Origin of the sequence: Burkholderia sp. SRS-25 (assembly GCF_004343765.1) — a bacterium.
Taxonomy (GTDB): Bacteria; Pseudomonadota; Gammaproteobacteria; order Burkholderiales; family Burkholderiaceae; genus Burkholderia; species Burkholderia contaminans.
In genome coordinates, this window is the sequence record NZ_PTXM01000012.1 from 1 (window position 1) to 19,326 (window position 19,326).

13 protein-coding genes are annotated in these 19,326 nt (G+C 69.5%); all 13 read right to left on the reverse strand.

The window, feature by feature from the left end; genetic code table 11:
* Window positions 1-1,245 (reverse strand): type VI secretion system tip protein TssI/VgrG (gene tssI / locus C5O79_RS18060; RefSeq protein ID WP_131931541.1); only part of this gene is annotated, 1,245 nt, incomplete at its 3' end.
* The gene (gene tssH / locus C5O79_RS18065; RefSeq protein WP_131931542.1) at window positions 1,242-3,905 is read right to left on the reverse strand and encodes a type VI secretion system ATPase TssH; all 2,664 of its coding nucleotides are present in this window, start codon (window positions 3,903-3,905) and stop codon (window positions 1,242-1,244) included. The genes tssH and tssI, both read right to left, overlap by 4 nt.
* A gap of 12 nt (window positions 3,906-3,917) precedes the next feature.
* Complete coding sequence (gene tssG, locus C5O79_RS18070; RefSeq protein WP_311766405.1) at window positions 3,918-5,009, reverse strand: type VI secretion system baseplate subunit TssG; 1,092 nt, start codon at window positions 5,007-5,009, stop codon at window positions 3,918-3,920.
* A gap of 8 nt (window positions 5,010-5,017) precedes the next feature.
* The gene (tssF, locus tag C5O79_RS18075; protein ID WP_122475849.1) at window positions 5,018-6,889 is read right to left on the reverse strand and encodes a type VI secretion system baseplate subunit TssF; all 1,872 of its coding nucleotides are present in this window, start codon (window positions 6,887-6,889) and stop codon (window positions 5,018-5,020) included.
* Between the two features lie 4 nt (window positions 6,890-6,893).
* Window positions 6,894-7,442, reverse strand: coding sequence for a type VI secretion system baseplate subunit TssE (gene tssE / locus C5O79_RS18080; RefSeq protein ID WP_122477428.1), 549 nt, complete (start codon window positions 7,440-7,442; stop codon window positions 6,894-6,896).
* 16 nt (window positions 7,443-7,458) lie between these two features.
* Window positions 7,459-7,950, reverse strand: coding sequence for a type VI secretion system tube protein Hcp (locus tag C5O79_RS18085; protein ID WP_027791618.1), 492 nt, complete (start codon window positions 7,948-7,950; stop codon window positions 7,459-7,461).
* A 71-nt stretch (window positions 7,951-8,021) separates the two neighbouring features.
* On the reverse strand, window positions 8,022-9,530 hold the full coding sequence (gene tssC, locus C5O79_RS18090; protein ID WP_122475847.1) for a type VI secretion system contractile sheath large subunit: 1,509 nt from the start codon (window positions 9,528-9,530) through the stop codon (window positions 8,022-8,024).
* Complete coding sequence (gene tssB / locus C5O79_RS18095; RefSeq protein WP_011355191.1) at window positions 9,523-10,077, reverse strand: type VI secretion system contractile sheath small subunit; 555 nt, start codon at window positions 10,075-10,077, stop codon at window positions 9,523-9,525. The genes tssC and tssB overlap by 8 nt, the downstream gene beginning before the upstream one ends.
* Before the next feature lie 73 nt (window positions 10,078-10,150).
* Window positions 10,151-11,272: a type VI secretion system protein TssA gene (gene tssA, locus C5O79_RS18100; protein ID WP_122475845.1), complete on the reverse strand. Its 1,122-nt coding sequence runs from the start codon at window positions 11,270-11,272 to the stop codon at window positions 10,151-10,153.
* Window positions 11,259-13,616: a serine/threonine-protein kinase gene (locus C5O79_RS18105; RefSeq protein ID WP_122475842.1), complete on the reverse strand. Its 2,358-nt coding sequence runs from the start codon at window positions 13,614-13,616 to the stop codon at window positions 11,259-11,261. The genes tssA and C5O79_RS18105 overlap by 14 nt, the downstream gene beginning before the upstream one ends.
* Window positions 13,617-13,688: 72 nt before the next feature.
* Complete coding sequence (tagF, locus tag C5O79_RS18110) at window positions 13,689-14,384, reverse strand: type VI secretion system-associated protein TagF (RefSeq protein WP_122475840.1); 696 nt, start codon at window positions 14,382-14,384, stop codon at window positions 13,689-13,691.
* Window positions 14,366-17,992: a type VI secretion system membrane subunit TssM gene (gene tssM, locus C5O79_RS18115; protein WP_122475838.1), complete on the reverse strand. Its 3,627-nt coding sequence runs from the start codon at window positions 17,990-17,992 to the stop codon at window positions 14,366-14,368. The genes tagF and tssM overlap by 19 nt, the downstream gene beginning before the upstream one ends.
* A gap of 1 nt (window position 17,993) precedes the next feature.
* Entirely contained in the window at window positions 17,994-19,316 is a 1,323-nt protein-coding gene (locus tag C5O79_RS18120; RefSeq protein ID WP_122475836.1) for a DotU family type VI secretion system protein, read from the reverse strand.
* Window positions 19,317-19,326 lie beyond the last annotated feature (10 nt).

The window sequence follows — 19,326 nt, forward strand, 5'->3', positions numbered from 1 at the left end:
GCCCCCGGCCCAGGGACTCGACACCCGCACCCAGCACGACGAATCCTGATTGCTCTGCCCATACCGATCCCACCGGAACTGCAGCTTCACGCGCCCGTACTGATCGGTCCAGATTTCCTCCCCCGGCGGCCCGACGACGGTGGCCGTCTGCGGCCCGTTGGTGCGTGGCCGCGGCGTCTCGCGCGGCGACCGGTAAGGCAGGCTCGACGGCTGCACGAGCATCATCGTCTGATGCACGACGGCTTCCGCACCTTGGTCGCTCGCATACGCGTTCTCCTGAAAGCGGTACTGGCACCGCACGATCAGGTATTCGCGGTTCTGGTCCGCCCGCGGGCAATGTTCGAGCGTGAACAGATAACCGGGCGCGACACCCCGCACATCGGTATCGGCGCTCGCCCGTTCATGTTCCGCCTGCTGTTCCTCGAGCCGCACGCGGCTGTAATGCGCACCGGGTGCATCGTCGCGATAACCACCCGGCCACTCGAACGACGCAAAACTGTCGTGATCGTGCCCACGCGGATCGACCTTCTGCGACGAAAGATCCGCGCGCGGCTTCGTATAGTCATAGTCGGTGGTCTGGTGCCGGCCGACGCTCACCGCCTGCGCGGGCAGCCAGCCGTCGATATGCTCCTCGTCGGCGATCGCGGTGCGGTCGCGTGCGATGTACGGAATCGTCTCGTAGCCGGGCAGCACGGTATGCGACGACATCGCGTCGCCGAGCATCAGCGTATGCGTGTCCTCCGCATGCCGGAACCAGAAGTAGATCCCCTCGAACTCCATCAGCCGCGACACGAACGCGGCATCGGTCTCGTTGTACTGCACGCAATAGTCGCGCGGCACATACGATTCGGCGAGGTGGTTCTCGATCGGAAAGCCGTACGTCGACAGCACCTCCTGCACGATCTCGGGCACGGTCTTGTTCTGGAAGATCCGGCAATCGGAGCGGCGCGTCGCGAGCCACAGCCACGGGCGCACGATCAGCTCGTAGCCGTAGTAGCGCTCGGCGCGCCGGCCGGAAAGCGACGCGCGCGCAACGATTCCGTTCAGGTAGCGGGTCGACAGGTCCTGCTGTTCGATCCGGACCGTCACGGGCTTGCCGAGCATGTCCTTCAGCGACAGGCTGTGACTGTCGGCAAGCGCCTCGATCCGGAATTCGAACAGGCGGCCGAGTTCATCGCTGCCGTCGAGCGTATGGAACTTGAGGCCGTCGCCGTGCGGGCTGTCGAGTGTGAATACGCGATTCAAGTCGTTTCCTCCTCGTCGAACCGGTACGCGAATTCGCCGTCGGCCGCGCTCAACTCGATCGACGCCAGCACACGTCCTTCGAGCGTGGCCTGCAGGATCGCGCGGCCGATGCGCGGCATCACGGTATGCGTGAGAATCGCGTCGACCATCCGGCCGCCGGATTCGATCGTCCGGCAGCGCTCGACGACCAGCGCGGTCGCCGCGTCGGTGCAGTGCAGGCGGATGCCGTGATGCGAGTCGATCCGCTGCTCGATCCGCCGCAACTGCAATGCGACGATCCGCGCGAGCGTCGCGTCGGTGAGCGGGTAGTACGGCACGACGGTCAACCGGCCGAGCAGCGCAGCGGGAAACACGTCGAGCAGCGGCGCGCGCAGCGCATCGGCGAGCGTCTGCGTGTCGGGCAGGCGCTCGGGATCGCGGCACAACTGCATCACGCGATCGGCGCCGACGTTCGACGTCAGCAGGATCACGGTGTGGCGAAAATCGATGTCGCGTCCTTCTCCGTCCTCCATCCAGCCTTTGTCGAATACCTGGAAGAAAATCTCGTGCACGTCGCGGTGCGCTTTCTCGATCTCGTCGAGCAGCACGACGCTGTACGGGCGGCGGCGCACGGCTTCGGTGAGCACGCCGCCCTGCCCGTAACCCACGTAGCCGGGCGGCGCGCCCTTCAGCGTCGACACGGTATGCGCTTCCTGGAACTCGCTCATGTTGATCGTGATCGCGTTGTGTTCGCCGCCGTACAGCATGTCGGCCAGCGCGAGCGCGGTCTCGGTCTTGCCGACGCCGGACGGGCCGCACAGCAGGAACACGCCATGCGGTTTCTTCGGATCGTCGAGCTTCGCGCGCGCGGTCTGGATGCGCTCGGCGATCAACTCGACCGCGTGCTTCTGGCCGACGACGCGCTCGCCAAGCGTATCGGCGAGCTTCAGCACGGCCTGCGTTTCGTCGCGCACCATCCGGCCGAGCGGAATGCCGGTCCAGTCGGCCACCACGGCGGCCACCGCGTGCGTATCGACGGCAGGCAGCACGAGCGGCGCATCGCCCTGCAGGTCGGCCAGCGCCTGCTGCGCGGCCGAGAGACGGTTTTGCGCCGCAACTCGTGCATCCGCATCGAGTGCGTGTGATGGGGCGTCGTCAAGCAGCAACGCACGGGCATCGACGATCGCCGTCAATGCGTCGCGTTCGGTTCGCCAGCGCGTGTCGAGCCGGTCGAGCTCGGTCCGGGCGACGGCAATGTCGTGCTCGATCGCATCGCGCCGCGCGGTATCGCCGGTGCCGAGCGCGCATTCGCGTCCGATCCGCTCCTGTTCGACGCGCAGGCTGTCGATCCGGCGGCGCGCATCTTCGATCGGCGCGGGCACCGCGTGCTGGCTGACGGCGACGCGCGCACAGGCCGTATCGAGCAGGCTGATCGCCTTGTCCGGCAACTGGCGGGCGGGAATGTAACGGTGCGACAGCGTGACGGCGGCCTCGAGCGCATCGTCGAGCACGAGCACGCGATGGTGTGCCTCGAGCTTCCCGGCCAGGCCGCGCAGCATCGTCAGCGCAGCCGCTTCTTCCGGTTCATGCACGTGCACGAGCTGGAAACGTCGCGTCAGCGCAGGATCCTTCTCGATGTACTGCTTGTACTCCGACCACGTGGTCGCACCGATCGTGCGCAGCAGCCCGCGGGCGAGCGCGGGTTTCAACAGGTTCGCGGCATCGCCGGTGCCGGCTGCCCCGCCCGCGCCGACGAGCGTGTGGACTTCATCGATGAACAGGATCGCCGGCCGCTCGGACGACATCGCCTCGTCGATCACGCCGCGCAGCCGGCTCTCGAACTCGCCCTTTACGCTCGCGCCGGCCTGCAGCAGCCCGATGTCGAGCAGGTACAGCGCGACGTCTTGTAGCGACGGCGGCACGTCGCCGGCGGCGATCCGCAGCGCGAAGCCTTCCGCGACAGCCGTCTTGCCGACGCCGGCCTCGCCGACCAGCAGCGGGTTGTTCTGCCGGCGTCGCAGCAGGATGTCGACGATCTGGCGAATCTCCGGATCGCGCCCGATCACGGGATCGATCTCGCCGGCCCGCGCGCGGGCGGTGAGGTCGACAGCGAAACGTGAGAGCGCCGAGCCGTCGGCGGCGGCTGTGGTTGCACCGCGCATTCCCGTGTCGCCGCCAGGAGCCGTCTGTCCGGCCGCCTGCGCCTCTGGTGAACCTTCGACGATCGACCCGAGCTCGTCGGCGAGCACGTCCGGCACAACGCGCTCGAATTCGCGCGTGATCGCCAGCAGCACGTTGCGCAACTGCGGCGTCTTGAGGATCGCGAGCAGCAGCACCGCGCCGCGAATGCGCGTCGCGTCGTACTTCAGCGTCGCGTAGACCCATGCGCGTTCGACCGCATCATCGATATGCACGGACAGATCCGACACCGAGCCCGCACCCCGCGGCAGCTTGTCGAGCGCGGCCACGAGCCCGCGGTCGAGCGCGGCGTCATCGATCCCGAAGTGGCGCAGCACGCGCTGCAGGTCGCCATCGGGCCGCTGCAGCATCTGCTTGAACCAGTGCGCAAGTTCGACGTACGGATTGCCGCGCAGCCGGCAGAAGCCGGTCGCCTGCTCGAGCGTCTCGTAGAGGAACGGATTCAGCTTTCCGAACAGGTTGGCGCGGCCGATATCGGACATGACGGTTCCCGTTTAGGCGGTTTCGCGATGAAGGGGGGCGCCGCCGCGCCGCACGTCGTAGCGGACGACGAGGTCGCGCGCGGGGCCCGGCACGAGCCGCTGCCCGAGCCACGCGGTGCGCCCGATACCCTGCGGCGCGCCGAGCGCGATCGCCGGCACCGCGTCGGCCGCCAGTTCGAGCCCCACGTCCCAGTCGAACTCGATGCCGACGTATTCGCGCACCCATTGCGCGAGCTGCCGGGCATGCGGGCCGCCCGGCAGGAAACGGCGGTACGCGTCGAGCGACAGCGGGCCGAGCACGATCCGGAAGCGCGACTGCGCATCGCGCACCGCGATGCCGAGCGCAACGGCGCCGACCCGCAACGTCGGCCGCGTCGCGCGGATCGTGCAGCGCTGTGAACGTTCGATCGCGACCCACTGCGGCACCTGCTCGACGATGCGAGCCTCGACGCCGAAATGCCGGCGCAGGATCTGCACGAGCCCTTCCGGGTTGCGCGTGTGCCGCACGAGATGGCCCGCGTGGAAATAGCGCGCATGCGGCGCGAGCGTGTCGGCGTCGGCATGGGTGTCGGCTTTCGTGACGGGCTTGTCTCCATGCGCGGCCCGCCCGATCAGGCTCGCGACATAACCGTCGAACCGTGCGCGTTCCGGGCGATCGAGGCTCACCGTCGGCTGCGCGTCGGCCCACGCGCGGTAGAACAGCAGGATCAGCCGGTGATGGAACAGATCGGCGAACGCGGCAAACGTCGGGTCGTCGTGTTGCGCGGCGCGTTCGTGCGCGTATTCGGTCAGATGCGTCGGCAGCGGCCCGTTCGGGCCGAACAGCCCGAATCCGTGGATCGCGATGCGCGGCGGCATGCCGCTGCCGTCATCGCTCACGCCGGCCAGCATCGATGCCGCGAACGCGAGCGACGGCTGCTGCCCAAGCCGCACCGGTTCATCGCGCGGCCGTGTCGTATGGCCGAGCGGCGCGCGGCCCGGCGACAGCGCATCGAGCCAGCGCAGCGCCTGGAACAGGTCGTAGCCGTGCGGCGCGGCGCGCAGGCGCGACCACCACGCGTCGCGACGTGCGGCTTCTGCGGCCGGCCCGGCACCCGGAGACATATCGCGCCTCATATCGCGGGCCGCCTGCCGATGCGCGCCGGCCAGTGGGCGAGCGTGCCGCGCTGCGCGCTGGTCAGCACGCATTCGGCGAACGCGTTGATCGACACGTGGCGCGCGAAGAACTGTTCGAGCACTGCGCCGAGCAGGAACGGGCTGTCGCCGGAGAACGCATGATCGTCGACGGTCACGTCGACCTGCACGCCGCGCCCGAACATCAGCGGCCCGGACGCCGGCAGCCGGCGGAACACCGGCGAGAACGCCACGCGCAGTACGCCGTCGATCTGCCGGCGCATCGCGGCATCGGCCGGATCGGCATGCAGGCCGAGCAGTTCGCGCAGCGCATGCGCACCCTCGTCGTCGTCGAGATCGGTCAGCGTGTGCCGGGCCAGCCCGAGATGGCGGATCAGCCGCCACGCGGTTTGCGCATCGGCGATCGGCGGGCGCGGCCGCGACGGGCCGCGGATCGCGACGATGCTTTCGACCGGGGCCGACACGCGCAGCGTGAACGTGTTCGCGTCGCCGGGCGGCTGCAGCAGCACGAGGTCGCGGTTCGTGCATAGCGTATCGGCCGCCAGGTAGCGCATCGTCTCGTCGTACGGCGCGCACTGGCTGTCGACGAGCGACACGTAGGTTTCGCTGCCGACATAGCCGGTGCGCGTGCCGTTCGCGCGCGCCTGCGCGGAGACGAGCCGCGGTTCGCGCCGCACCGTGTAGTACGCGCCGTGATTGCCGTCGTCGCTCGCGAACGACGCGTGAAATGGCCGGAATTCGCGCGACTGGCCGTCGTCGCGCTGCTCGCTCGCGAGTCGCTGCACCGCATAGACCTCGTAGTCGAGCGGCCGGCTGCGATCGACGACGACATGGTGCTCACGCGCGCCGGGCTGCAGCGGAATGCGGTCGGCACGGCGCGCGAACAGGTTCACGGCCGGCGTGCAGTTCAGCGCGAGGTGTTTCGCGCTGACGGCTGCTTCGAGTGCCGCGTCATGGCGGTCGAACAGCACGGTCAGTTCGAATTCGTCGCCGGTCGCGCGCGCGAGCGCGGCGCGCAGCCCGCCGATGCTGAAGAACAGGAAGCGCGCCGGAAACGCGAAATACTCGCGCAACAGCCGGTAGCCGTGGAAGCTGCGGCCGTCGTCGGGCAGGATCGCCTGCGCGGGATCGAAGCCCTCGTGGACGATCTCGTCGGCGTCGAGCGTATGCAGCCAGCGCGGCGGCTGCGCGGGATCGTGGCACACGACGCCGAGCGCATGCGCGGCGATCAGTTCGAGCAGGTGCAGCGCGTCGCGCTCCGGGCCCGCGAGATGGAACGTCAGCCGGTCGAGCGGCAACTGGGACAGTTTGGCGCCGCCGCGCGCCTTCAGCCGGATGCGCAGCGCGCCGCGCACGTCCTGCCGGGCGGCGAAGGCGCCACGCGGCAGCCACGACGGCGCGCCGGTGACGGTCGCATCGGTCAGTTCGAGCGGCCACAGCGTCAGGTCGTGCGCGGTGCGGAATTCGCACGCGGTCTGCTCGGATGCGGCCGGCCGCGCGCGCAGCGCGGTGCCGGCCGGCAGCCGCCAGCCTTGCGCGAGGCTGCCTTCGTTCAGCAGCGGCGCGAACCGCACGATCGCCATCGACGGCAGCGGCGCGATATAGCCGGGATACACCGCATCGAGCAGCGCCTGCGTGAAGCGCGGAAACTCGGCGTCCATCTTGAGCTGCACGCGCGCGGTGAGGAAGCTGAAGCCTTCGAGCAGCCGCTCGACGTACGGATCGGGCGGCCCCGATTCATTGAGCCGCAGCCGCGCGGCCACTTTCGGGAACTGCTGTGCGAATTCGCCGCCGAGCTCGCGCAGGTACGCGAGTTCGCGGTTGTAGTAGTCGAGCAGGCGCGTATCCATCGCGTCAGGCCCCCGCCACGGATTGCAGCGACATCGCGCCCGTCTCGAGATCGAGATCGGAGCGCAGCACGAATTCGAGCGGATGCGGGATCGACCACAGCGTGCCGCGAATCTCGAACAGCAGCACGTTGTGGCGCCGTTCGCCGGCCCGGCCGCCGGCCGCGTCGATCACGCTGCGCACTTCGACGCTGTCGGGCGCGATGCGCGGCTCGAAGCGGAGGATCGCGTCGCGGATCGACGCCTCGACCGACATCCGCTCGACGCCCGACATCGGCTTGCCCACGAGCGGCCGCATCCCGTAGTTGAGCACCGACGCCTGTGCATGCGCGAACGCCGACCAGTCGACGAAACCGTCCTCGGCGTTGCGCGTATTGAGCAGCCACGCGAGATCGCGCAGCACGGCCGCGCGCAGGCGTTCGGTGCCGATCCACTGCGCGCCGGGCGCTTCGGTCGCGCGCTGCGGCGTGTCGTCGGTGAGCCGGTCGAGCAGCGCGGGCTGCAGCCGGTCGCGCAGGCTGCCCTCCCGCCCGTCGCGGGTTCGCGGGTCGTCCATGGTCATCTCCGCGCGGTCACATCTCGGTGTTTTCCTTGATGTTCCAGCCGACGGTCACCTCCGCGCCCTTGCCGCCGTTGTCGTTCTGCTGCCAGTACTGCTTCTTCACCTTCGCGGCCTGGAAGCCGTAGTGCATCATCAGCCGGTCGGCGACGTCGCCCGGATCGATGCCCGCGACCTGCGCGGACGTGACGAGCACCTCCTGCAGCGTCACGCGCATGAACTCGACCTGCGTGCCGCCCGTCTTGCACGCGGAGATCTCGACCGACGACAGATGCTTGCCGTTCGCGCAGTTCTTGATGATCGCGGGCGCGCCCTTGTCCATGTATGCGGCGACGACGAGATCGTTGAAGCTCGCCTTGCCCGCATTGCCACCGCTGCCGCTCGCCATCGCGCCCGGCTGGCTCGCGCCCCACGTGAACGACTGGATGTCGGTCCAGCCCTTGTGCTGTGCGTCCGCCGATTCGCCGGTGACGCCGTCCACCTTCATAAACATTGCCACGCCCATTGCCGTCTCCGTTTCAGTGCGATGTCAGGATGAATGCCGCGTTGAATGCCGATCGTTGCTTGCACCGCCGCTCACTCGTTGGCCGCCTTCGCGGTCGGCAGCCGCGAGATGAGCCGCAGCGACACCGTGAGCCCTTCGAGCTGGTAATGCGGCCGCAGGAAGAATTTCGACGTGTAGTAGCCGGGGTTGTCCTCGACTTCGTCGACGACCACCTGCGCGGCCGCGAGCGGCTTGCGCGCCTTGGTTTCCTGCGACGAGTTGATGGGGTCGCCGTCGACGTAGTTCATGATCCAGTCGTTCAGCCAGCGCTCCATGTCGTCGCGTTCGCGGAACGAGCCGATCTTGTCGCGCACGATGCACTTCAGGTAGTGCGCGAAGCGGCAGCACGCGAACAGGTACGGCAGGCGGCCGGACAGCCGCGCGTTCGCCGTTGCGTCGGGATCGTGGTACTCGGCCGGCTGGTACAACGACTGCGCGCCGATGAACGCCGCGAAATCCGAGTTCTTCCGGTGTACGAACGGCATGAAGCCGTTCTTCGCGAGCTCCGCCTCGCGGCGGTCGCTGATCGCGATCTCGGTCGGGCATTTCTGGTCGACGCCGCCGTCGTCGGTCGGGAACGTGTGGCTCGGCAGCCCTTCGACCGCCCCGCCCGATTCGACGCCGCGGATCGACGAGCACCAGCCGAACTGCTTGAACGAGCGGTTGATGTTCGCGGCCATCGCGTAAGCGGAATTCGCCCACGTGTAGCGGTCGTGGTTCGCGGCGTCGGTGTCTTCCTCGAAGTCGAATTCGTCGACCGGGTTGGTGCGCGCGCCGTACGGCAGCCGCGCGAGAAAGCGCGGCATCGCGAGGCCGATGTAGCGCGAATCCTCCGATTGCCGCAGGCTGCGCCACGCCGCGTATTCGGTGTTCTGGAAGATCTTCGTCAGGTCGCGCGGGTTCGACAGTTCCTGCCACGAATCCATCTGCATCAGCTCGGGCGACGCACCGGCAATGAACGGTGCGTGTGCGGCCGCCGCGATCTTCGACAACTCGCCGAGCATCTCGACGTCGGGCGGGCTGTGGTTGAAATGGAAATCGCCGACCAGGCAGCCGAACGGCTCGCCGCCGAACTGCCCGTATTCCTCTTCGTAGATCTTGCGGAACAGCGGGCTCTGGTCCCACGCGACGCCCTTGTAGCGCTTCAGCATCCGCGCGACCTCGTTGCGCGACGCCGGCAGCGCCTTGATCTTCAGCAGCTCGTCGGTCTCGGTGTGCGTGACGAGGTAATGCAGCCCGCGCCACGCGCCTTCGAGCGTCTGGAATTCGTTGTGATGCAGGATATGGTTGATCTGCTCGGACAGCTTGCGATCGATTTCCGCGATGATCTGCTTCACGCTGCCGTATGCATCGGTCGTCATGCCGACCGTGTGTTCGAGCGCCTGCTGCGCGAGCGTGCGCACCGCGCGTTCGACCGACTCGCGCGCCTCGGCCGTCTTCGGCTTGAACTCCTTCTGCAGCAGCGCGGCGAATTCGTCGTGCGCGACGGCCGGTTGCGCGGCGTCGCGTGTGTCCGCGCGGGATTGGACGGGATCATTCATCGCGGGCCTCCGGTTGGGTCGCGTCGCCGCCCTGTGCGGGCTCGTGCGGGTTGCGCACGAGGGTCTTCAGCAGGTCGGGATCGTTGATCGCGCGCTCGATCAGCTGTTCGGCGCCGTGCTTGCCGTCCATGTACGACAGCAGGTTCGACAGCTCGGTGCGCGCCTCCAGCAGCCGGCGCAGCGCGTCGACGTTGCGCGCGATCGCGGCCGGCGAAAAATCGTCGATCTGCTCGAACGTCATGTCGACATTGAGCATCCCTTCGCCCGTCAGCGTGTTCGGCACCTGGAACGCGACGCGCGGTGCGACCGATTTCATCCGCTCGTCGAAGTTGTCGACGTCGATCTCGAGGAACTTGCGCTCCGGCAGGTCCGGCAGCGGCTCGGCACGCTTGCCCGCCAGGTCCGAAATCACGCCCATCACGAACGGCAGCTGCACCTTGCGTTCGGCGCCGTAGGTCTCGACGTCGTACTCGATCTGCACGCGCGGCGCCCGATTGCGCGCGATGAACTTCTGTCCGCTGCCTGCCGCCTTGGTTCTGTCCGTCATCGTCCACTCCTTCACATCGATCAGGTTGCGCAGTCCGTCTTCACCGCCCGCATCGCGGCGGCGCTCACTCGTTTCATTCGCTCCGCTCGCCGCTCAGCAGGTCCAGCTTCGGCAGGCTCTCCGGGGCGAGATCGCGGATGATTTCGTAGAAGTCGAGCGCGAGCAGCCGTTGCGCGCGCCGCAGCAGCAGCGGCGCCGGATGGCTGGGTTCGTGCTGCTCGAAATAGCGGCACATCTTGTCGAGGCCAATGCGCACGTCGTCGCGGCTCGTGACCTCGGCGTCGCGCCACGCGTGGGCGTTCGGCAGCGCCGCCGATACGGGCGCGGTTGCTGCGGGGCCGGCCGGCGATACGTCGCCGGGCGCGGCCTGCTGCACGTCGGGCGAGAACCGTTGCGGCTCGGGCAGCGGCACTTCGTGCACGATCCGCTGCAGCGCCTTCTCCGCATCGCCTTCGTCGGGCGCCCATTCGCGGCCGAGCTTGTCGATCACGCACACGCGGATCGCATCCAGCGCGTGCAGTGCCGCACGCGCCGCATCGAGCGGAGTCGTGCCGTCGCCGCGCGTGGCCGACAGCGCAGCCAGCAGGCTTTCGCGGCTGCCCGTCACGGGGCTGCCGGTGTCGTCGCGGCCGTCGAGCAGCCGTTCGGCATCCCGCACGCTCGGCCCGCCGTCGAACAGCGGCTGGCGGCGCGCCGCGCGCGCGCAGTCGTGCGCGCCGGCTATCTCGGCGAGCGCGTTCATCCGCAACGTCGGGTCCGGTTCGCCGTCCGCGTCGAGCCGCGGATGCAGCTCGTCCCAGTGCCGCTCGAGCAGGTTCGCGACGAGCGCGAGCGCGTCCGCGTAGCCGGGAACGCCGTGTTGCTCGGTCCAGCTTCGCGCGACACAGGCGACGACGCGCAGATCTTTCGTGCGCGCGGACAGCGCCAGCGCGAGCCGCTCGACCGCACGCCAGTCGGGCGCCTCCGCCGGGATGACGGTGTCACCGTATTGCTGCTCGGCGCGCGGCGTCGCGCGCTCCTGCAGTTGCAGGAACTCGGCGTCGTATTCGAGGTTCGCGCCGCACGGTTCGTCGGGCGAGACATCCGCGAGCAGCCGGCCGATCAGGTCGGCGCGCGGGGTCGCCGGCAGGCCGGGCGGCACCGTGGACAATGCGGCGGCGGCCAGCGCCGCCTGGCTGACGTCATTCGAATGCATAGTCGATGTTGACCGGTTTGCTGCCGAAGTCGATCGCCACGGTGCGGTGCAACGGCGGCAGCGAGCCGTTGCGGATCTCGATCACGTAGACGCCCGGCGTCAGCGATACCGAACGCAGCGGCGGGCTCGCGCCGCGCCGCGCGCCGTTCACGTAGATGTCGCCCCATGGCCGCACGTTGAAACGCACCTGCACGGTTTCCTGCGCCTTCGGCGGACGCGGCTGCGACTCGGCCGTTGGCGCGTTGACGGCGGCGACGGCGTTGTCTGCCTCCGACGGCGCCTTCGGTGCTTGTGTCGGCGCAGCCGCCTGTGTGGCGGCCGCTTCCGACGGCGGCACGTTGACGACGCGCTCAGACGAATCGAGGCTGCCGGCGGGCGCGATGGCGGAACCCGAGCCTGCTTGCGACGGAGCCGGGTTCGTCACGGTGGTCGCAACCTGCGGCGCGGGCGTGGCGGCTTCGACGGCAGGCGTGCTGGCCGGCGCTGCGGCGATGGGGGGCGGCGGAACCTGTGCGGACGATCCGGCCGGCAGGCTGGACGGCGGCACGACGGTCGGTGTCGGCCCTTGCTGGGCCAGCGTGGCGCCCGGCGTGCTCGCGGGCGGTGACGTGCCCGCCTGCGGCTGGCTCGCGACCGGCCCGGCCTCGTCGGCGACGCGGGCCGGACGCGACAGATAAGTCGCCGCGAGGCCGACGGCGATCAGCGCAACGAGCGCGCTACCGGCGTAGACAGGCAGGCGGCGGTTGCGCGATCCGGACGGAGCGTGGCCGCGTTGGGCGCCGGTCGGCACGGATGCGCCGCTTGATGACGAAGCCGACGCCGCGAGATGCGGTGCGGTTGAAGCGGAGGCGCTGGCAGCCGCTGACGCGTTCGCATTGCCGGACCGGGCTGCCCCATGCGCGCCGACGTCCGGGGTCGTATTGGTTGATCGCTTGCCGGTTTCGTCCTGTGCGTCAGCGTTTGCAGCGGGCGGTTCTTGCTCTCGTTGGACGTTTCCGTGCGTCGCATCGGAGTCAGCAGGTTTCGCGGCCGGTTTCGCAGCCGGCGCAGACGCGTGCGATGCGGAGGCGGCAAGCGTACTCGCAGCCGCAATCGCCGCGCCTTCTGCGGCCGCCCTGGAGGTTGAAGACGCGTCACGGGCTCCCGGTTCGGCGCCGGACACGCCAGATGCTGCGGATGCCGTGTCCGCAGGCGAAGACCCATGGTCCGAGCCGGCAGGCGCCGACGCCCGCCCATCCGGCTCGGCGTTGCCCGATGCGGTCCCGCCCGTGCCGATCGAAGCCGCGGCGGCAGCCGGCGCCATCCCGGACGCAGCAGAAGCCTCACGCTTCCCTTCCCCGCTCCTGCCCGCATCACCCGCCGGCGGCGCGACCGCCGCACCATACCCGCCACCCGCCCCGAAGTCCCGCAACCCGAGCTCCGCCGCGAACGCCGCGACCGATTCCGGCCGATCCGGAATCCGCAGCTGCAGCGCATGATCGACCGCCGCGAGAAAGGCCGGGCTGTACACCTCGCCGGCCGGCAGTTCGCGCGTCGCGAGCGGCCGGTACGTGTCCTTGATGCTGCGCACGACGGCCGCGGGCGGCAGCTCGCCGGTGATCATCGCGTGCATCACCGCGCCGAGCGCATAGAGATCCGTCCACGGCCCCTGGCTGAACGCGGGATCGTCGGTGTACTGCTCGATCGGCGCGTAGCCGGGCTTGATCATCATCGCGCCGTCGTCGACCAGGTCGCCGATCCGTTTGCGCGCCGCGCCGAAGTCGAGCAGGATCGCGCTGCCGTTCGGGCGGATCAGCACGTTGTCGAGCGCGACGTCGCGATGGAAGCACTGCGCGCGGTGCAGCGTGTCGAGCGCGCCGAGCAGCGCGCCGACGATGTTGCGCAACTGCGTCTCGCTGATTCGCATCCCGCCGTCGAGCAATTGCTTGAGCGTGCGCCCTTCGTAAAACGGCATCACCATGTACGCGGTGCCGTGGCTTTCCCAGAAATGCAGGACCTTGACGAGCCCCGGATGGTCGAATTGCGCGAGCAGGCGCGCCTCGTTGAGGAACGCGCCGCGCCCGGCGTCGAAGGCCTGCGCGAAGCGCTCGGAGCGCAGCGACACCGTATAGTCGCCGCCGCGCGTGGCCAGCATCGACGGCATGTATTCCTTGATCGCGACCGCGCGCCGCAACGTGCGGTCGAATGCGCGATAGACGATCCCGAAACCGCCGATGCCCAGCACCTCGTCGAGCTGCAGTTCGCCCAGGCGATGGCCGAGCGGCAGCGGCCGCACCGTGAATTCGGATGCGTCGCCGCGTGTCGCCGTGTCGTGCTCGTTGTCTCTCGATCCAGCGTCCTTCATCTCCACCACCTCTCGAAACCGCGTCGTTTCCGCCCGCCGCGCCCGGCGGCCCGCCCTCCTTCTGCCGGGCCGCTAGCTGCCGCCGAACAGCGTCAGGAACAGCGCGTTGTCGGGCGTGCCCGTATGCGCATGCGTGCGCAGCGGCGATCCGTCCGCGCGGTTGGTCCACCAGAAACTGGTGCCGCCGTGCGGATCGAAGTAACCGGACAGCCCCGGCCACGCGGCCGTGGCCGGTCGTTCCGGCGGCGGCGCCGGCATGCCGTCGACGATGTCGGCGTACGTGTCGTCGCCCTGCGTGAGCCGCACGCGCGCCAGCATCTGCTCGAGATCGCCCGGCGCGCGTGCATGGCGGATCGCGTCGAGCAGCGCCTGGCCGACCTGCCAGTAGAACGTATCGGCGGCATCCGGCAGCCCGTTCCAGTAATCGGCCGCGCGCATCGGCAGCGTGACGATCACCGGGTAGTAGCGCCCCACGCGGTCGCAGCTCGGCGCGAGGCAGCCCGGCTGAATGCACGACGCACCCGCTCCCGCCGGGATCAGGAAATTCCAGACCGGCGCGACCGTGTAGTGGCGCTCGATCTCGTCCGCGCCGCGCTGGCGCATCGCGGCCATGCCCTGCTGGAGCCAGCGCTCCCACCACAGCGCGAGCGCATGCGGCAGCCGGCTGTTCACGAAGTCGCCGGCGCCGGGAATCTTCCCGTACCAGGCCGGCGCATCGCCGTCGGTACGCGTGAATGGCGGTGTCGGGCTCATGGCTTCGGAGGGCATGTAAAGGACTCCATCTGGGGCAGCCTGAACGGGTTGCGGACACTGCCCGCATTCACTTGCAGCACGATCGGTTTGCCGTCGACCGTGAAGCGCGCAATCATCTGGTCGGAGCCGCGCCCGGCCGACACGGCCGCGCGGTCGAACAGCCGGTGCAGCGCCCACGGCCCGCCGGTCGTGAAGCCGTCGGCCGCGCCGGCCTGCTCCGATACCTGCAGCCGCACCTGGTTGCTGCCGCGCGGGCCCGGCCAGTCCACCGCGCTCTGCACGAGCGGGCCGTGCGCGTAGCGGACGATCTGCCCGTCGACGTCGAGCACCATCTCCGTGATCGACGGGTCCATTTCGAGCGGCTGGATCTGCACCTTCAGCTGCGCGGTGCGCGCGCCGCCGCCGAAATAGACGTCGCGGATCACCGCCGCCTTCTCGAACGAAGACAGCATCGCGGCGGCCGACGGATCGGCGTCCGCATTGCGGTTCGCGAAGCGCCACGGGTGCGCCGTCGTATCGACGATCGACTGCAGGTTCTTCTGGAAGAAGTCGTCCATCAGGCCGCCGGGCGCGAACATCTGCGCGAAATCCGCGGGCGCGACGTCGCGCGACGAGCCGCGCGCGAACGGGTAACGGCCCGCGATCGCCTGCCGGCAGAAGTCACCGACGTTCGCGCCGGCCCGCGTCGCGACGCTGCGCTGCTCGACGGTCGCCACGCTGCCGTTCGCGACGTTCGACAGGTCGTCGAGCACTTCGCGGAACGGCGTCGGCAGGCGGCCGGCCTGCGCGCGCAGCCTGGCCGGCGCATCGGACGGCGGCGGCTGCGCGCCGCTCCTCAGTGCGTCGTCGGTGGCCGTCAGGTACGTGTACAGCGCGTCGATCGACTTCAGCACGTCATTGAATGCCGATGCCTGGTCGCCGCTGCCCGGCGCGAATGCACGCAGCCCGGCGAAGTGGCTGTCGACGATCTGCTCGGCGCTCGCGGGCGCCGCCGCGGACGCGCTCGAATTGCCGCCCTGGCCCGCGAAGATCTGCGACAGCGAGCTGCGCGCCTCGTCGACCTTGTCCTGCGCGCGCGCAGCGAGATTGCGCGCCCCGCCGGGCGCATCGCCGAGTGCGGTGTCGCGTGCGAGCGCGATCATCAGCCGCGTGAGCGGCGAATCGGCGGACGACAGCGCGCGCGCCACCTGGATGCTCTGCGCGAGCGTCGCGGTGCGCTGCAGCTTGATGTCGGCGAGATAGTCGTCCCAGATCTTCAGGTAGTCGTTCAGATAGAGCTGGCGGATATCGCGTGCCCACGCGGCCGCGTCGTTCGGCCCCGGAATCTCGGACAGCCCGAGGTTCAGCACCCACACTTCCTCGCGCCCATAGGCTTCGACCTCGCCGGCCAGGCGCGGCGCGAACACGTTGCGATAGCCGTTGCGCGTATAGAGCCCCGGCACGCCTTCCGACAGCGGTTTGCCGCTCTGCCGGCGGAACACCAGTGAAGCGTCGGGGCCGACCGCCCGCGCGACGCTGAAGTCGAATGCGGAGGTGGCCGGCCGCAGCGTCATCGTGAGCTGCCGGTACAGCCGCTGCGAGAACGGCACCTGGCGCAGCCGGTCGCGCACGTCGGCCACGAGCCGCTCGTTCATCGGATACGGCGACACCGCGACACGGTTGCCGAACAGCGCGGCGAGATGCGCGCGCAGCGCGGAGCGTTCGGCCGGCGAGAAATCGGGCGGCAGCGCGCGTTCCATTTCGAGGTCGACGACAGCCTGCACGAATGCGGGATCGTAGTGCGCGCCGTCGTACAGCATCAGGTACGCCTTCAGTGCGGCATACGCGTATTCGGTTTCATCGGGCCGCGCGTCGCGCAGCGCGGCCTCCATTCGGCTCGCGGCGATCGGCAGCAGCACGTCTTCGAGCGCGCGCCGGTACACGGCGTCGACGGCTTCGTCGATCTTCTCGCCCTGGAACAGCCCCCACCGATACGCGAGCGGCGGATGCTGCAGATCGACGCCGCCCGCATTCGCGAGGTTGCCGAGCGCGTCGAGCACCGGCAGCAGGCGGGCGACATCGGCCGCATCGGAGAATTTCGCGCCGGCGATCTGCGTATCGACGGCCGGTACGCGCGCGGCGATCTGGTCGAGATACGCGCGGTTGTTCGAATAGCTGCGCAGCCACGCGACCAGCACGGCCGCGCACACCAGCACGAGCAGCGCGTAGCCGGCGATCTGCAGCACGCGCCGCTTCTGATGCCAGCGCAGGTCGCTGCCGGCGAGCGCGGCTTCGCGGAAGATGTGCTCCTGCAGCAGCGACTTCAGGAAAAAGCTGCGCCCGGTCGAGCCGACCTGCGCGACCGGCGGCACGCCCTCGATCTTCAGGAATCGCTTGATGCCGCTCATCACGCGATCGAACGCGGTGCCTTCCTGCGTGCCGCTCGTCAGGTACACGCCGCGCAGCATCGGCATCGGCTCGTAGCTCGACACGGAAAATACCTCGGCGACGAACTGGCCGAGCATGTCCTGCAGGTCCGCGATCTGCTGCGGCAGCAGGTACGTCATCTCGCGCTGGCGCGCGTCGGTCTGCGCGGCGAGCAGCTCGGGCAGCCCGTCGTTCAGCCGCTGGTGCAGCAGCCGGTATTCGCGGTCGAATGCCGCGCGCAGGTCGAAGCCCGGTGCCTCGCTTTGCGCGAGCGGAAACGTGAATCCCCACACCTGCGCGCATTCCGTGCGGCCGTAGCTGCTGAAATACTCGGCGAAACCCGCGAGCAGGTCGGCTTTCGTCACGAGCAGGTACACGGGAAAGCGGATGCCGAGCTGTGCGCGCAGTTCGAGCAGCCGCTTGCGCAGCACCATCGCGTGCTGCGTGCGTTCGGCCTCCGACGCACCGAGCAGGTCGGCCACGCTGATCGTCAGCATCGCGCCGTTCAGCGGCTGGCGCGTGCGGTATTTCTTCAGCAGGTCGACGAAGCCTTTCCACTCGGCCTCGTCGAGCGCGCGGTTGCCCTCGTGCGTCGTATAGCGGCCGGCCGTGTCGATCAGCACCGCGTCGTTCGTGAACCACCAGTCGCAATGCCGCGTGCCGCCCACGCCGCGAATTGCCGCGCGGCCGAACTGCTCGGCGAGCGGAAAGCTGAGCCCGGAATTCACGAGCGCCGTGGTCTTGCCCGAGCCCGGCGCGCCGATGAACACGTACCACGGCAGTTGATACAGATACTGGCGCGACATCCGGTCGAACCACCGCGTCACGCCCTTGCGTGCGGTGTCGGCCTGCCCGAAGCGCACCTTCTTCAGCAGCGTCGCGGCTTCGTCGAAGCGGCTGCGCAGTTCGTCGAGCTGCGCTTTCGCCGGATCGTCGGCGGTAGCCGGCCCAGGCGCGGCCTCGCGCAGCTGGTTCAGCAATTGCGCGTTGAGCCGGCCGGCGCGCCAGCTGCGCCATGCGACACGTGCGCCCCACGCGATGAACAGCACCGCGATCGTGAGCCCGCGCGCCCAGCCGCTTTCGAGCGGCCGGACCTCGGCGAACGCGAACAGCGGGCCCGCGAGCCACACGAAGCACGCGAGCACGACGAGACCGGCGAAGGTCCAGATCTCCCGCGACGGCAACGGCCGGATGAAACGCGCGACAGCCTGGTTCATATTAGTTGGCCCCCTGCGCGGCGCTCGCGCCGACGGCGGCGCTGCCCGGCGCCGGCAGCAGCGTGATCTCGACGCGCCGGTTCAGCGCGCGATTCGCGGGCGAATCGTTCGGCGCGACCGGGTCGAGCGTGCCGCGCCCTTCCGCGGCGAGCCGTTCCGGATGGTCGAGCCGCGCGGCGATCATCCCGCGCACGGCTTCCGCGCGTTCGCGCGACAGGTCCCAGTTCGACGCGAAGCGCGCCGTATGCACGGGTGTGTCGTCGGTATAGCCGGTCACGCGCACGTTGCCGGGCACCTTGTTCAGCGCGTCGGCCACGCGCGCGAGCACCGGCACGTAGCGGTCGATCACCGACGTCGAGCCGGACTTGAACACCCCGTCGCCGCGCAGCACGATCACGCTGCGATCGGCATCGTCACGCACCGACACGAGGCCGGCCGCGATCTCCGGTTCCAGGAACTTCGCGACGCGCGGCGCCGGCGCCGGACGCGGCGGTGCCTGCGCGGGCTGCAGCTTCGGCACGTGCAGCGCGTCGATCGACGCGAACAGCCGATCCGAATGCCCGGCGAGCGCGATCCGCAGCCCGACGAATACACCGAAGCCGATCAGCAGCGCGAGCGCCACGCACACCCACAGCGGCACGACGAAACGGCTCGCGACGTCGCGCGTGACGACGTCGCGCCAGTGCGGTGACAGCGCCGGTTCGAATTCGCCGCGCACCGAGCGGATCGTCAGCGCGAGTTGGTGGCGCAGCGCATCGAGCTGCGCGTGGCCGTTGTCGAGCACGCGATAGCGGCCCTCGAAGCCGAGCGCGAGACAGAAATACAGCAGCTCGAGCAGGTCGAGATGCTGGCGCGGCTGCTGCGACAGGCGCTCCAGCAGGTGGAAGAATTTCTCGCCGCCCCACGTTTCGTTGTGGAACGACACGAGCAGGCTGTGCGACGACCACACGCTGCCGCCCCACGGCGTCAGCGCGGCCGCCTCGTCGAGCGCCGTGCACAGGCAGTAGCGTGCGCCGATGATCGCTTCCGACGGCACGCCGGCTTCCTGCGCACGCGCCTCGAACTGCCGGATCTCGACCACCAGATGCTCGCGCAGCCACGCCGGATTCGGGTGATGGACGGTCGAGCGGATCTGCGGCACCAGGTTGAGCAACGGATTCGCAGCCGCGACGAGCGGGTTCGTGCCGCTCGCGGCCCAGCGCCCCGGGCGCGGCTGCGTCGCGGTCGGGCCGGCCGCGCCCGCCGCGGCCGGATGCATGCCGCCCGGATTCGGCGGCACGAATCCACCGGTGCCGGGGGAGATCGAATCGGAGGAGGTATTCATCGCGTCGCCC